Source organism: Pantoea sp. (genome assembly GCF_039594315.1).
Classification (GTDB): domain Bacteria; phylum Pseudomonadota; class Gammaproteobacteria; order Enterobacterales; family Enterobacteriaceae; genus Pantoea.
Genome location: NZ_JBCNNP010000002.1, coordinates 137,176 through 151,417 on the forward strand (window position 1 = coordinate 137,176; position 14,242 = coordinate 151,417).

Genomic DNA, 14,242 nt, shown 5'->3' on the forward strand with positions numbered 1-14,242 from the left:
GCATGATCAGAAAACTCAACATGATCGCCACCCTGGCGCAGCTACGCGAAATGCGTGAGCGCAAAGTGAATGATCTTTCAAGCCAACTGGCGCAGCAGAAGCAGTTGGTGGAGCGCTATCAAAATAATATTCAGGCGTTGAATCGTCTGGGCAGTGGCACCGGTAAAGAGCGAGTTGATGCGACTCAACTGCATAATCTGGCGCGCTATAGAGCCAATATACAGCGCGTGATTGCATGGCAAACGCTAGCTTCTGCACTGGCAGAAAAGCAGCAGGACGAATTGCAGGCGTCGTTGATTAGCCATGCTTGCCAGGAGAAAACCGTGGCGCTGGTGCTGGAACAGCAACAGCAGGCGATAGCGCAAATGCGGCAGCAGCAACAGCAAAAACTCACCGATGCACAGGCGGCACAGTGCTGGCTGCGAAATAGAGGTAAAGCAGTATGAGTAATATGCTGTTCTCACAGCTCATGGCGAAACGTGAGCCAGCGCATAAAGGCACATTGCCATTTGTTAGCGTGGTTACACCCACGTGGAATCGCCGCGAATTTTTGCCTTATCTTCTTTATATGTTTCAGTATCAGGATTACCCGGCAAATCGCCGAGAGCTGGTGATTTTGGATGATTCGCCAGAGAGCAATGCCGAGCTGATTGCTTCGCTAACGCGTTATGCGCCGCATCCAGAGCTGATTCGTTACTACCATCAAAGTGATCGCATGACGATCTCGGCCAAAAGAAATAAGCTCAACGACTTAACGCGCGGCGAGTATATCGTCTGCATGGATGATGATGATTTTTATCGTGCTGATAAGTTGAGTTACACCATCAGTGAAATGCGCCGTCATAATGCGCTGTTTGCCGGGTGTGATGTGATTCCATTATGGTACAGCCATATTAATCGCATTTTTATGAGCACCAGCCAGGGAGCGCGAAATGTGTTAAATGGCACTTTTGCCTATCATCGCAATTTCTTAAAAAAACATCGCTATGACGAACGTGTGACGATGGGTGAAGAGCAAAGTTTCACGCGAAACTACAGCGCACCGGTGCTTTTGCTGGATCCATGGCGATCAATTCTCTGCATTTCGCATAGCAGTAACACCTTTGATAAAGACTTTGTTCTCGCCAGCTGCACCGCACTGTCCACCCCTCTTGAACAGGCGGTACCGGACCTGTTTGTCCGCAAGTTCTATCAGCGATTGCACCGTGCGCCTCTGTCGCAGCAGCCCCATTGGAATTTTTTCCATCAGGTAGTGCTGGTGGATCATCAGGATGGACAACTTGACGCCTTTCGCCAGCGTCTGATGGATGCCGGATTATCAGCAAAGCGCATCAATGTGATGCCGTCGCTGGAGCATGATGCGCGTATTACCCAACTCGCCGTTACCGAACGTGCCCAGCAAGAAAACTGGCCCAACTATTTATTGCTTGATAGCCGTCTTGAATGGATACGTCAGGCGCGGGGCATTGAAGCCCTTAACCATCTGCTACGTGCGTTACAGCATATTTCCTGGGATGGTTTTCATTTAGCGGGCGAGCTGGAGGCTGGCCGAACATTGAGTCAGTTGCCTGGCGTCGTGAGTGCTTCTGTTCAGGCGTTGCCCTATTTAGCTTGCTGCGTTAACCAGCGGGCATACGCCGCGTTAATAACCCGTTTACAGGATCAATTGGCGCAGGCTGGTTATCTCAATACAACTGATATGCGTTGGTTTGCACTTTATCCCAGCATGTTCTTCCGCAGTGAAGACGAGGATGGGCAGGCATGCACGGCGCGCTTTTTCCGCAAATTAGGTACGGTGCCGCGCGTCGGTACCATGGAGTTATGATGAATACCGCCAATAGCTATACCCCAAACTATGTCACGCGCATTGCAGCCCAAACCTGGATGTGCCAATGCGAAGGATGTAACGGGAACAAACCCTTGTTGAAACTGAATTGGCAAAAAGAGCAGCGCGTGAGTGCTGAATTGCAGTGTGATAGCGCTGCACAGGCGATTTTGTATGGTAATGAAGCTTTTGCGTTGCAGCATGCCGTTGTGGCCGCGCTCGACGTCCCGCCATTGTGCCTGCGCGTGCAAGCGCTGAATCAGCAAGCCATTTTCCTGATGAGTAATGAACATGCGGCATTGGATGAGAAACTCTATGCTGTAGGCGTGTTGTTAAGTAAATGTCTGTTGATTCTGGATCCTGAAAAAATTCAGGAAGCGGGGAATGAGATCTTGGCTCTAATGCATAATGGCATGCTTACCGAGTCCTTTGCTGCCTTGCCAACAATTGATACCTATCTACTTACGGCATTGCGCCAATTAGCGCAGGTTAATCTTGATGTTCAGTTGGATCCTCTCACCGGCATGACTTTGGTGATGAAATTGAGCGAATTGGCCCTGCTCAGCGATGCACAATTACTTGCACTGTTACATGAAATGCACGAAGACGAGCTGGTGCAGGATTTCATGCAGCAGCAAGCTACCCTGTGGCGTAATTACTTGCTATGGCATGCTTATCATGGCGTGTTTCCCGGAACAACCAGCGTGGCGTGGGAAACCTCGTTTCTCGCACTTTGCCAACGGGTTTTTGGCATTAAAGTGTTGATCAGTATGCTGTTGGTGGAACAGTGTGTACTGGATGAGGCGACGATAGCGCAACTTTTTGCCGCTTGGGAACGTCAGCCGTTGCCGTTGTTGCAGCAGGAAAATGCGCTGTTAATTGGGCTTTCCTTGCTGAAATAAAGCATGGCGTTGAATCACAGAAAATCACTGTGATTCAACGAAAAATGGAAATAAAAAAGTCGCCCAGCTTGGCGACTTTTTTTATCTATCAACACCGGTTTAGCGCTGATAGAGGAAGTTTTGCGGCGACTGCTCGGTGAGCGAACTCAACGTATCTTGCTGCATAGTGAGCAGTAAACCGTTGCGCTCATTCATTTTTTGGCAATTGTGAGCACTGGATTCCAGTGTGCGCCACCAGCTTTCTGTCTGCTGTGCCAGTGCGGCGGGCAGATAAGGTAATAACTGGCTGACACCGCGACTGTTAGATGGCAGCTTCAATGCTTGCAGGGTTTTACAGCGACGCTGAGCAGAACCGTGCAGCTGCTGATAAACGAAAAGCAATTGCTCGTTCACTGATTGCAGTCCAACAACGTCATAGGCAATCATCGCTGTACGTTGCTGCTGCAAAAGTGTCGACAGCGCATCGTAGTGATGTGTGTCCTGTTTAATATCACTCAACAGTGCTTTAACCTGTTCTGCGGTATTGGTCATGAGCGATAAAAGTCCATTAGTGCTTGCGCCAGAGTGTCAGTGTCCACCTGCAAGCGGCCTGCTTTCAGTGCATCTTTCATGGTGTTGACATAAGTGGCATCCACTTCAGGCATCTCACGCAGTTGTTGCTGAGCGGCTTGAAGTGGTGCTTGGGACTCTTTATCACGAGTGGTGGTGGCACGCCCGCTCTGTGGTTTAGCGGGGGTATCGTTTAACGATGCAGTGACAGATTTCGTAACGGGCGCAATGCCAGTCTGGTTGCTGATGATCTTCATTGTCTTAATATCTCGGTCGATTACGGCATACCAGACCACAACGACACGGCCAGGAGGAAACTTAAATTCCGCCTTTAGGGATTACCCGGCGCCACCAGCATGCGAACCACACCGCGATCGTCAACGCGAGCGCTGACAACGCGCTGACTCTGTAAGTTGCGTACTTTGATGATGTCACCCTTACGGCCTTTCTTCAGGGCTTCGCCCATCATCTTTGCCTGAACTCCATCTTGTTCAGCAATCATGAGAATTTGCTGCCCGCGCTCAATGAGTACCGGCTGATCGAGATGAGCTGGGGCAATCGCCTGTAGCTCACGAACACGTTTTTTCAGCGTAAAACCTATCGCATCATCGGGATGGGTAATAAATCCATCGCGTAGTCCCACAATGTTACGTTTTTTCAATTCAACATCGCTTGCCGCCAGTTGACGGCCGCGATCCAGCGCGTTTTTCGCCACCAAAATCGGTAAGTAAACATCCGGTTTGACGGTGACGGCGGTTTCCCATCCATTCGCTCCATCGCAGCGAATATCGTAGCGCAGCCGCATTAAATCCAGTCGATCCCCCGCCGGCAAGGCGGAAGTTAAGGGATGAGTACAGCGTTGAAAGCGACTGACTTCTGTCGGAATAAAGATATTCAGTTTGCTACTGAAATCCTTCCAGTCTTTTTGTTTAGCAAGACGCTGTATATCCGCGGTCGCATTAGCGACGGCCTGATTATGGATCTGCTTACGTGCGGTTTGGGGTTCTGGCATCGCAAACAGTGATGTTGAAATGAGCAACAAGCTGAGCGGAATAAAACGGAAGATGCGCTTCCCATGATGACGTGGAATGTTCATATATTTCTCAATAAATCAATGAGTTAAAAGTTGGCACGCAGTTTGCTAGTGAGCGTGGGAATGACAACTTTTTGAGGAACACCACGTGGGGATTAGTTTTGACAGAGCGCTAGGGATTCATCCTGCCGCCTTACAGCTTCGACTTTCGCGAGCAGAGCTGTTATCGGCCAACCTGGCAAATGTGGATACCCCGAATTACCAGGCTAAAGATATTGATTTTGCCGCTGAGATGCAACGTTCGATGCTGAAAAGTGCGTTCACTTCTTCGCCAGAAATTAAATATCGCGTGCCGTACCAGCCATCGCCTGATGGCAATACCGTGGCGCTGAATGTGGAGCAAGCCGAGTTCTCTAAAAACTCACTGGATTACCAATCCAGTTTGCAATTTCTCAGCAGCAAATTTATCGGCCTTAAGCAGGCAATAGAAGGGAAATAACCTTGTCTTTCAATGATATTTATCGCGTTTCTGGCTCGGCAATGACGGCACAAACCGTCCGCCTGAACACCATCGCCAGTAACCTGGCGAATGCGGAGTCACCGGCTGCCAGCGAAGCAGCAACCTATAAAGCGAGACGCCCGGTATTTGCTGCCATTTATCAAAACAGCTCGTTGATGGATGCGCCAGGCATGGCGGGGGCGCGTGTGCAGGTGTTGGACGTGGTGGAAACGGGTTCAGCGGTGCGCCGTTATGAACCGGGCAATCCACTCGCCAATGCGCAGGGGCATGTTTTCTATCCGGATATCAATACGGTGGAAGAAATGGCCGACATGATGTCTGCCTCGCGCAATTTTGAAACCAATGTGGAAGTGCTAAACAGCGTGAAAAGTATGCAGCAGAGCTTGCTGCGTCTGGGAGAAGCGTGATCATGAGTGTGACTAACGTCAATAACAGCAGCGCCAATAACAACAGCAACCAGCAAGTTCAGTCGAATGGCGGGATCAGCGATATGTTCCTGAAGTTGTTGGTAGCACAGATTCAAAATCAGGATCCCACCAATCCCACCAGCAGCTCCGAATACGTCAATCAGCTTTCAATGTTGACGCAAGTGGAGTCGATGCAAACGCTCTCTGAAAACATGGCCAACGTCTTCTATATCGCTCAGGACATGCAAGCCTTTAGCCTGGCCAATTTAGTTGGGCAGCAAGTGTTTGTTAACAGCGACAAAGTCAAGCTGCAAGGCAGCAGCGTGGACGGCCGCCTCAATCTGCAGCATCCAGCAGAAGGCGTAAAACTGCATATCAAAGATAGCGCGGGCAATGAGACCACACTTGATCTTGGTAAGCAGGCACAAGGTGATGTCGCTTTCAATATCGATCCCGCCGCACTTGGTCTGGCTGATGGCGATTACACCCTCAAAGTGGTGACGGACGTTGGTGAAGAGAACATTTCCATTGAGATTGCCGGCTCGATTAATAGCGTGCGCTTCAACCCGCAAACGGGCGCACCAATGATCAACATTCCAGGCTTAGGCGAAGTGGCATACAGCGCTATTCGTCAGTTTGGCAACAGTAAAAATCCGGCACCTACGCCACTTCCCACTCCAGACGTGAATGCATCACGTCGCTTTTCCTAAGGATTATTTTCATGAGCTATAACATTGCGAAAACCGGCCTGAATGCGGTCACACAACAGCTAAGTGCAATCAGTAACAACATCGCCAACGGTGACACTAACGGTTATAAATCGATGCGTGCCGAGTTTGCTTCACTCTATTCCAGCGGTCAGGCGATGGGCGTTGGCGTGACCAGCATTTCACAAAGTATTACTCAGGGCGGCAACCTGGTTGGCACCAATCGCAGCCTCGATCTGGCTATTTCTGGTAGCGGTTTCTTCATGACCAAAGATCTTAGCGGTGCCATCAAGTACACCCGTGCGGGCATTATGGGAGCTGATAGCGAAGGCAACATCATCGATAACAAAGGGATGCGTCTGCAAGGTTATCCAGTTGATGAAAATGGCCAATTGCAAACAGGTGTCATTGACAATCTGCGTATTAACTCCGGCAGTATCCCTGCAAAAGCCACCGATAAAATGAGTTACACGGCAAACCTGAATGCGAATTCAAAAGTGCCCACCAAAACGCCTTTCGATAAAAGTGATAGCGAGACATACAACAATACTTACACCAGCAAAATTTACGATTCGCTGGGCCGCGAACATACCATGGAGCAGTACTTCGTTAAGAGCGCGGATAATACCTGGGAAGCGCATTACTTTGTTGATGGTGCGGCTGCTACCCCTGCGACTCAGGCAATTACCTTCAGCACAAACGGTGTGATTACGGCGCCCACGGCGGCAATCGCGATCACTTCACCGATTACCGGCGCTGACCCTTTAAGCATTGAACTGGATTACGCCGGTACCAGCCAATACGGCTCCGAATTCAACGTAACCAAAAACAGCCCGAACGGTTATGCATCCGGCGAGAAGAATGGCGAACAAATTGATGACGATGGCAAAATTTATGCCACTTACACCAATGGTGAGCGCAAGTTGCAGGGACAGTTGATCCTGGCAAACTTCACTAACCCGAACGGATTAAGCACCGAAGATGGCACGGCATGGTCCGCTAACAATATGTCAGGCCAGGCCATTATTGGTGTGCCTAAAAGCGGTCTTAATGGCCAAATTGCCTCTTATGCGCTGGAAGGCTCGAACGTCGATATGACCTCGGAACTGGTGGGACTCATGGCGGCGCAGCGTAACTACCAAGCCAATACCAAAGTCCTTTCCACCAACGATGCGATGATGAACGCACTGTATCAGGCGATTTAATTATGGATCGCCTGATATATACCGCCGTCAGCGGGGCTAATCGCAGCCTCTCTCAGCAAATGATTCACGCTAATAACCTGGCGAATGCCAACACCGAAGGTTTTCGTGCCGATCTTGAACGCGCTACGGCGCAAGCCGTGCCAGGAGCGGGTTATGACAGCCGCTATCAAGTTCGCAGTGTCAACGGTGGCATCAACATGGCACATGGCGCGCTGCAGGAAACCGGCCGCGAACTGGATATTGGGATTAAAGGCGCTGGATTAATCGCGGTTCGTGAAGGCAGACGCGAAGTGTATACCCGCAATGGGCACATTGACATTGATGATGCAGGCAACCTTAGCATCGCTGGAAAAGCGCTCCTGGGTGAAGATGGCCCGATCCAACTCCCTGCTTTTTCGCAGGTGGCGATTGGTGATGACGGCACCATCACCATCGTGCCGGAAGACGGCAATGTGGCAGCGGCGATTGACGTCGAACGTATCAAATTGGTCGATATCCCTACCGGTCAGTTGCGCAAAAACAATGAGGGTTGGCTGATCGCCAATCGTCTCACTGCGCCGCGCAGTGAGAACGTCCAACTGGCAAGCCAACATTTGGAGGCCAGTAATGTCTCGGCGGTAAACGAGATGGTGCAAACCATGTCGCTAAGTCGTCAGTTCGAAGCACAAATCAAAATGATGAAAGCCGCAGAAACCCTTGCTCAGGCAGGCAACCGTCTACTGCGCGGCAGCTAACGAGGAATAACACATGAATCCGGCTCTCTGGATCAGCAAAACAGGTTTGGCGGCGCAGGACGCCAAAATGACCGCCATTTCCAATAACCTGGCGAATGTCGATACCACGGGTTTTAAACGCGATCGCGTGATGTTTGAAGATCTGTTCTATCAAACACAGCGTGCGCCAGGTACTCAGTTAAATCAAAACAACCAGACGCCAACCGGTGTGCAGTTTGGCAGTGGCGTGAAGATTCTTGGCACCCAGAAGCAGTTCACACAGGGCGCGATGAAAAACACCCAGCAGGAACTCAATATTGCCATTGCAGGACAAGGGTTTTTGCAGGTTGAAACCGCCGATGGCGATATTGCCTATACCCGCTCTGGCGATCTGAAAGTGAGTGCTGATGGCGTACTGACAAATGCGCAAGGTTTACCACTGGTACCGCAGATTGAGCTGCCGGAAGGCACCAAAAATCTCACGATTGGTAAAGACGGCACGGTCAGCGCCGTGGTTGCTGGCGAAACCGATCCGGTTGAACTGGGACAGATCACGTTGGTGAATTTCGTCAATCCGGCCGGTTTGGACGCGCAAGGTGGAAATCTCTATCGAGAAACGGCTGCGAGCGGTGAAGCCATTGAAGGTGTGCCCGGTGAGGAAGCTTATGGCCAGCTGATGCAAGGTTCACTCGAAGGCTCCAATGTGCAGGTGGTGGAAGAGATGGTGGATATGATCACCGTGCAACGTGCTTACGAGATGAACGCCAAAATGGTGTCAGCCTCTGATGAGATGCTGAAGTTTGTCACCCAACAGATGTAATTTTTCGGGCGGAAGTTCAGCTTCCGCCCGACTCGCAAGGCCACAAGAAGAATGACACTGACTGAAAAATTCACGCGCGGTCTCCTACTGATCGCCGCATTGGTGCTGACTGGCTGTGAAAGCCAAAGGCTGCTGGTGCAAAAAGATGACGCGGCGTTTGCACCGCCGGAAGAGTTGGCTCAGCCGGATACTCGCGTCAGCGGTGGCGGGCTCTACAACCCGCAATATCAGTGGTCACTGATCCAAGACCGTCGTGCTTATCGTGTCGGCGACATCCTGACAGTGCGACTTGATGAGTCAACACAATCGAGCAAGCAGGCACGTACGAATTTCGGCAAAAAGAACGACGTCGAACTCGGCGTACCCAGTGCGTTAGGCAAAACCTTTGATGAGCTAAGCGGGTCACTCAGTGGCAAACGCAACTTCAACGGTAATGCCACTTCGGCGCAACAAAATATGCTGCGTGGATCAATTTCTGTTGCTGTCCACAAAGTGCTGCCTAATGGCGTGCTGGTTATTCGCGGCGAGAAGTGGTTAACGCTCAATCAAGGCGACGAGTACATGCGCGTCACTGGCCTGGTTCGGGCGGATGATATTGAACGCGATAACAGTATTTCCTCACAACGCATTGCTAATGCGCGTATCGATTATGCCGGGCGCGGTGCGCTCAGTGATAGTAATTCAGCGGGTTGGCTGACGCGCTTCTTCAATCATCCGTTATTCCCGATTTAAGGTAGAGATCATGATCAGAATGTCCGTCCGCTATCTGCTTCCGCTGTTTCTGGCAGCGGGATTGATAGCCACCCAATCGGCCAAAGCGCAACCCTTAAGCAGTTTGGTTGATGTGCAAGGCGTGCGCGATAACCAATTAGTGGGCTATAGCCTGGTCGTAGGTCTGGATGGCACCGGCGATCGCAGCCAGGTGAAATTCACCGGCCAATCACTGGCTAATATGCTGCGTCAGTTTGGCGTGCAGATCCCGGGGAAAATGGATCCGAAAGTGAAGAATGTGGCGGCGGTGGCATTGAGCGCCAAGCTGCCCTCAATGTATGCACGCGGCCAAACTATTGACGTAACGGTTTCATCGATTGGCGATGCTAAAAGTTTGCGTGGTGGCACATTGCTTCTAACGCAATTGCGCGGGGCCGATGGTGAAGTGTATGCGTTAGCACAAGGAAATGTGGTGGTTGGTGGGGTGAAAGCTGAAGGTAACAGCGGATCCAGCGTCACCATCAATACCTCAACGGTAGGCCGCATTCCCAATGGCGCATCGGTTGAACGTGAAGTCGCGAGCGACTTTCAAGATAACAGTGATGTGATGCTGAATCTTAAGCGTCCAAGTTTTAAAACCGCCAACAATATTGCCGTGGCACTGAATCAGGCGTTCGGATCGGGGACCGCAGTGGCAAAAAGCGCCACTAACGTGGCGGTCAATGCGCCGCGTGATGCGGCGGCTCGCGTAGCGTTTATGTCGATGCTGGAAGAAGTGCAAATTAATGCCGGCAAACAGCCGCCGCGCGTGGTGTTCAATGCACGTACCGGCACCATTGTATTGGGCGACGGCATTGTCGTGCGTGCCGCGGCAGTCGCGCATGGCAACCTCACGGTGACCATTGCCGAGCGCTCGGATGTTAGCCAGCCGGGTGCATTCAGCAATGGCGAAACAGCGGTTACACCAGAATCCAATATCAATGTTGATCGTGGTCGTGGTCAGTTAGTTAACGTCCCGGCAGGAACCAGCCTGCGCAGCATCGTGAATACCATCAACAGCCTTGGTGCCGCGCCGGATGACACCATGGCCATATTACAGGCATTGCATGAAGCCGGTGCGCTTGATGCTGAACTGGTGGTGATCTAACCATGATTGATCGTATCTCAACCCCGTTTAGCACCCTTAATGGCGACCTGAACGGTGGCGTTAAACCCAATAATCTGGAACAAGCCGCAGAGAAATTTGAAGCGATGTTCCTACGAACGCTGCTAAGTGAAATGCGCAAAAGTACCGATGCCTTCGCAGGTGAGGATGGCATGTTCAGTAGCCGAGAAGCGCGCAATTTGCGTGATTTCTATGACGATGCGCTGGCACAGCAATTAGCCAGCCAGCGCAGCACTGGGATCGCGAATATTCTCATTCGGCAGCTTTCATCCTCTTAAACCCGGGCTGACATTTAATAGACTGCGGTTTTATGTCGCTGTGCGCAGGTAGAAAGGCCACGAACAACAGGAGAAGTATATGAGCATCATCAGTATTGGTTACAGTGGCGCACAGGCAGCGCGAATCGCTCTTAATGTGACATCGTTGAACATCGCCAATGCGGCGACGCCGGGATACAGCCGTCAACGTATTGAGCAGCACGCGCTGGGGCCGTCGGGTAACAAGCGTTTGTCCAGCGGCAATGGCGCTGAAGTGGTAAAGATCCGCCGCATGGCCGACCAGTTTCGCACCGGTCAGGTATGGCGTGCTAATACCCAGGCGAGCTATTTCGAAGAAGGTCAGGTCTATCTTGGCGCACTGGAAAAGCTACTGGGAACGGAAACTAGCGGAATTGGCGATGGACTGGATAATTTCTTTAAGTCGTTGAGCGGTGCCAGCGAAAAGCCAGAGAATCAGGCGATGCGCCAGGACGTGCTTACTGAAGCGCGCTCACTTGCTACACGCTTTAACAATATTCAATCGTTCCTGCAGAAGCAGCGCACAGATAGTCAGCAGCAGCAGCGTAATTTAACGACCTCGATTAACAGTGTTAGCAGCAATATTGCTCAGTACAACAAGAAGATAAAAGAAACTGAAGCAATGGGTGGCGACACCAGCATCTTGCGCGACCAGCGTGATGAATTAGTCCAGGAGTTAACCAGCTACGTTGATGTACGAGTACAGGAAAACGACAAAGGTGAATACACCTTGATGCTGCCATCGGGCCAGCCATTAGTGGCGGGTAGCGATGTGGGTAAACTGGACTTAACGCCCGATGCCAATGGCAATCCGCAACTGCAACTGACGTTTGCCGGCAGTCAATATCAGATTGGCATGGAACTCGGCGGTCAGTTTGGTGCGTTGCACGCTTATCAGGTCGAGACGCTTAACGGTATTGAAGAGAGCATTACGGGCATGGCTGACGTGATGGCAAAAGCATTCAACGATCAATTGGCTAAAGGCTTTGATTTGAATGGTAATGCAGGCAAACCGTTGTTTACATTTGACCCAAGTAATCCGAAGGGGATGTTGCAGGTTAACGACCTTAAATGGGACGAATTAGCCTTTTCTGCTGATCCAACCGCCGTGGGTGACAACAACAATTTGCTCGCATTGATTGGTATTAAAAATCAGACCTTTACGATTCCAGGGGTCGGCGTCTCAACGCTGGATAACGCCAGCGCTTCTCTCATTAGCACTATAGGGATCAAAAGCCGTCAAAATCAGACTGAGATGACCGCCGCTGGCTCGCTATGGCAGGACGCGGTTACCCAACGCGATAACTATAGCGCGGTTAACTTCGATGAAGAGTACGTCAACTTAACCACCTACACCCAAGCCTATCACGCCAACTTGAAAGTCATTGCCACCGGCGATCAGCTGTTTAGCGATCTTCTGGCGCTCTTCTGAGGAATAATCGAATGAGAATTAACAGCTCAAGCTTCACCACCACGATGTTAAACAGCATCAATCGCAATAGTGCGCAGATGAATCGATTGATGTCTCAGATCAGTGAGCAGAAGCGCATTCTCACGCCCTCTGACGATCCGATTGCTAGTACGCAAATTGCGCAAATGCGCCGTGAACAGGCGGTGATGGGGCAGTATCAAACGAACATTGATCGCTTATCGCACAGTTTGCAGCAGCAGGAAACCATGGTTGACTCAACCAGCACACAGCTGCTGAACATTCTGGACAAACTGCGTGAGGCGAATAACAGTGCGAACAGCCAAGCCGACATGGCAGGCTATTCAGCTGAATTGACCTCAATGAAAGAGCTTTTAATTGAGCAGATGAACGGCAAGGATGAAAGTGGTCGTTATCTGTTTGCAGGCACTCAGACGAATCAAAAACCCTTTGTACGTGATACAGCAAGCGGCGAATGGGTCTATGCGGGGAATCACAACAGCAACAATACGCCGGTTGGTAATGGCTCTGAAATGCGCTCAAACACCGATTTGTCGATGTCATTTGGTGCCAATTTGGAAACGCTCAACGATCTGGAATCCTTGCTGGCAAAAATGGCTGATCCCACGCAGTCGCTTGACAGCTACAGCGATGATCTAACGGCAATGCTGAAGCAAATGCAAACCACTTCAGACAGCGTAGCCGCAACGCTGACCGACATCGGTGGCCGCCAAAATAATCTGACGTTGTTACAGGATGCGCACACCGATATGCAAATCCTCAATGAAGAGATGGTCGATAACTTGCAGGGATTGGATTTTGCTAAAGCGATTACCGATCTTTCACGTTACACCACGGCTACGCAAGCAACGTTTCAAACCTATCAGCAAATCTCTAATCTTTCGCTGTTTAGTATTGGGTAAACATCATTATGCAGGTTGATAATAGTCTGTCGGCGGGCCTGCGTCCCGCCTCGCTCGTGCGCAGTCCGCTGCAGGCGCAATCTCCGGTTAGCGCGGTGGCAAACACGCCAGCGCGTCAGACATATAGCTTCCCAGATGCACCGCTGATCTCGTCTCAACCGCTGCGCTATAACGTGCAACTTAATCAGCAGCTCACGCGCGTTCAGCAGGCAGATCATTTTCTGCAGGCAACGGAAAGTCAGTTACTTAAAGTTGGACATGCATTAAGTCGGCGAGGCGATCGCCAGGCTGCATTGGTTGAGACCAAAGCCCTGCAATCATTGCTGGCACAGCGCCAAACACTGTCGGGAGGCAGTGTTAATCGCCAACTACAGGTGACACTGGAGGGCAAAAGTCAGGTCAGTTTCCACTTACGAGATGGCAACATGTTACTGAATAATCCTCAACCTGAGGTGCTGACTTTTTCGCTAGGCGGTCAGCAGCGCGAAATCAGTGCGGCGGCGATCGCTGCCGATAGCACGCCGCAGCAAACGTTGCTCATTCTTAATCAGACGTTAGGGAAATGGGGTATTCACGGCAAACTGGATGCGCAGCGCGAAGTAAAGTTTCAAGTTAATGAGCAGCAATGGTCGCGCGTGAATCAACACTTGAGCGTGCAAGGCGGTGGCGAGCGTTATCCTCAAAGCCAGTTTTTCCCGGTCAAACCTCTGGCCGATAACACTCTGGAAGATGAATTAAGCCGCGTGCTGGCGAATCCGGCGCAGATGGACGCCTTGCAGCCAGTCATTGAGAGTACGTTGGAGCAACTGACGCGTCAGCGTAAACAGTTAGTGCGTACCAAAAACCTGGTTCAGCAACGTGTTGATAGCATGAGTAATCTCAACAGTAATCAGGCCAGTTCTATGGCCCAGGACGTGGCACAACAGTTGGGGCAATCCGAATACCGTAATTTGGCTGGTGCGCTCAATGCGCAAGCTAATGTGCCGCGTGCCACGGTAAAAAATGTTCTTGGCAACGCAGCATTGCTGCGCACCTAA

18 protein-coding genes are annotated in these 14,242 nt (G+C 51.0%); 15 read left to right on the forward strand and 3 right to left on the reverse strand.

All coding sequences use genetic code 11. The annotated features are described in order from the left end of the window. Positions 1 to 2 precede the first annotated feature (2 nt). The 3 genes from ABDW13_RS02245 (at position 3) to ABDW13_RS02255 (ending at position 2,727) form a co-directional block, all read left to right on the forward strand. Positions 3 to 446 (forward strand): flagellar export protein FliJ, encoded by a 444-nt coding sequence (locus ABDW13_RS02245; RefSeq protein WP_343550773.1) that lies wholly within the window; start codon positions 3 to 5, stop codon positions 444 to 446. Continuing rightward, positions 443 to 1,825 (forward strand): glycosyltransferase family 2 protein, encoded by a 1,383-nt coding sequence (locus tag ABDW13_RS02250; RefSeq protein ID WP_343550774.1) that lies wholly within the window; start codon positions 443 to 445, stop codon positions 1,823 to 1,825. The genes ABDW13_RS02245 and ABDW13_RS02250 overlap by 4 nt, the downstream gene beginning before the upstream one ends. 95 nt (positions 1,826 to 1,920) lie before the next feature. Beyond that, positions 1,921 to 2,727 (forward strand): hypothetical protein, encoded by an 807-nt coding sequence (locus ABDW13_RS02255; RefSeq protein WP_343550775.1) that lies wholly within the window; start codon positions 1,921 to 1,923, stop codon positions 2,725 to 2,727. A gap of 99 nt (positions 2,728 to 2,826) precedes the next feature. Here the strand turns inward: ABDW13_RS02255 and ABDW13_RS02260 are convergent, their stop codons facing one another. The 3 genes from ABDW13_RS02260 to flgA form a co-directional block, all read right to left on the reverse strand. After that, complete coding sequence (locus ABDW13_RS02260) at positions 2,827 to 3,258, reverse strand: flagellar protein FlgN (protein WP_343550776.1); 432 nt, start codon at positions 3,256 to 3,258, stop codon at positions 2,827 to 2,829. Further along, positions 3,255 to 3,533 (reverse strand): flagellar biosynthesis anti-sigma factor FlgM, encoded by a 279-nt coding sequence (flgM, locus tag ABDW13_RS02265; protein ID WP_343550777.1) that lies wholly within the window; start codon positions 3,531 to 3,533, stop codon positions 3,255 to 3,257. The genes ABDW13_RS02260 and flgM overlap by 4 nt, the downstream gene beginning before the upstream one ends. Positions 3,534 to 3,607: 74 nt before the next feature. Next, positions 3,608 to 4,372: a flagellar basal body P-ring formation chaperone FlgA gene (gene flgA, locus ABDW13_RS02270; protein WP_343550778.1), complete on the reverse strand. Its 765-nt coding sequence runs from the start codon at positions 4,370 to 4,372 to the stop codon at positions 3,608 to 3,610. A gap of 85 nt (positions 4,373 to 4,457) precedes the next feature. Between flgA and ABDW13_RS02275 the strand changes: the two genes are divergently transcribed. From ABDW13_RS02275 to ABDW13_RS02330, 12 genes are all read left to right on the forward strand, one after another. Then, positions 4,458 to 4,808: a flagellar basal body protein gene (locus ABDW13_RS02275; protein ID WP_343550779.1), complete on the forward strand. Its 351-nt coding sequence runs from the start codon at positions 4,458 to 4,460 to the stop codon at positions 4,806 to 4,808. Positions 4,809 to 4,810: 2 nt separating this feature from the next. Then, entirely contained in the window at positions 4,811 to 5,236 is a 426-nt protein-coding gene (gene flgC / locus ABDW13_RS02280; RefSeq protein ID WP_343550780.1) for a flagellar basal body rod protein FlgC, read from the forward strand. 2 nt (positions 5,237 to 5,238) lie between these two features. After that, positions 5,239 to 5,946, forward strand: a complete 708-nt coding sequence (locus ABDW13_RS02285) for a flagellar hook capping FlgD N-terminal domain-containing protein (RefSeq protein ID WP_343550781.1) — start codon at positions 5,239 to 5,241, stop codon at positions 5,944 to 5,946. 11 nt (positions 5,947 to 5,957) lie between these two features. Further along, a complete protein-coding gene (gene flgE, locus ABDW13_RS02290; protein WP_343550782.1) occupies positions 5,958 to 7,148 on the forward strand; it encodes a flagellar hook protein FlgE in 1,191 nt (396 codons plus the stop codon). A gap of 2 nt (positions 7,149 to 7,150) precedes the next feature. Continuing rightward, on the forward strand, positions 7,151 to 7,882 hold the full coding sequence (locus ABDW13_RS02295; protein ID WP_343550783.1) for a flagellar basal body rod protein FlgF: 732 nt from the start codon (positions 7,151 to 7,153) through the stop codon (positions 7,880 to 7,882). A 13-nt stretch (positions 7,883 to 7,895) separates the two neighbouring features. Beyond that, positions 7,896 to 8,681, forward strand: coding sequence for a flagellar basal-body rod protein FlgG (gene flgG / locus ABDW13_RS02300; protein ID WP_343550784.1), 786 nt, complete (start codon positions 7,896 to 7,898; stop codon positions 8,679 to 8,681). Positions 8,682 to 8,732: 51 nt separating this feature from the next. Continuing rightward, positions 8,733 to 9,413, forward strand: coding sequence for a flagellar basal body L-ring protein FlgH (gene flgH, locus ABDW13_RS02305; protein ID WP_343550785.1), 681 nt, complete (start codon positions 8,733 to 8,735; stop codon positions 9,411 to 9,413). 19 nt (positions 9,414 to 9,432) lie between these two features. Continuing rightward, positions 9,433 to 10,539, forward strand: a complete 1,107-nt coding sequence (locus tag ABDW13_RS02310) for a flagellar basal body P-ring protein FlgI (RefSeq protein WP_343550933.1) — start codon at positions 9,433 to 9,435, stop codon at positions 10,537 to 10,539. Between the two features lie 2 nt (positions 10,540 to 10,541). Beyond that, entirely contained in the window at positions 10,542 to 10,835 is a 294-nt protein-coding gene (locus ABDW13_RS02315) for a rod-binding protein (protein WP_343550786.1), read from the forward strand. 79 nt (positions 10,836 to 10,914) lie between these two features. After that, positions 10,915 to 12,285 (forward strand): flagellar hook-associated protein FlgK, encoded by a 1,371-nt coding sequence (flgK, locus tag ABDW13_RS02320; RefSeq protein ID WP_343550787.1) that lies wholly within the window; start codon positions 10,915 to 10,917, stop codon positions 12,283 to 12,285. Positions 12,286 to 12,296: 11 nt separating this feature from the next. After that, entirely contained in the window at positions 12,297 to 13,205 is a 909-nt protein-coding gene (flgL, locus tag ABDW13_RS02325; protein ID WP_343550788.1) for a flagellar hook-associated protein FlgL, read from the forward strand. 8 nt (positions 13,206 to 13,213) lie between these two features. Further along, positions 13,214 to 14,242, forward strand: a complete 1,029-nt coding sequence (locus ABDW13_RS02330; protein WP_343550789.1) for a hypothetical protein — start codon at positions 13,214 to 13,216, stop codon at positions 14,240 to 14,242.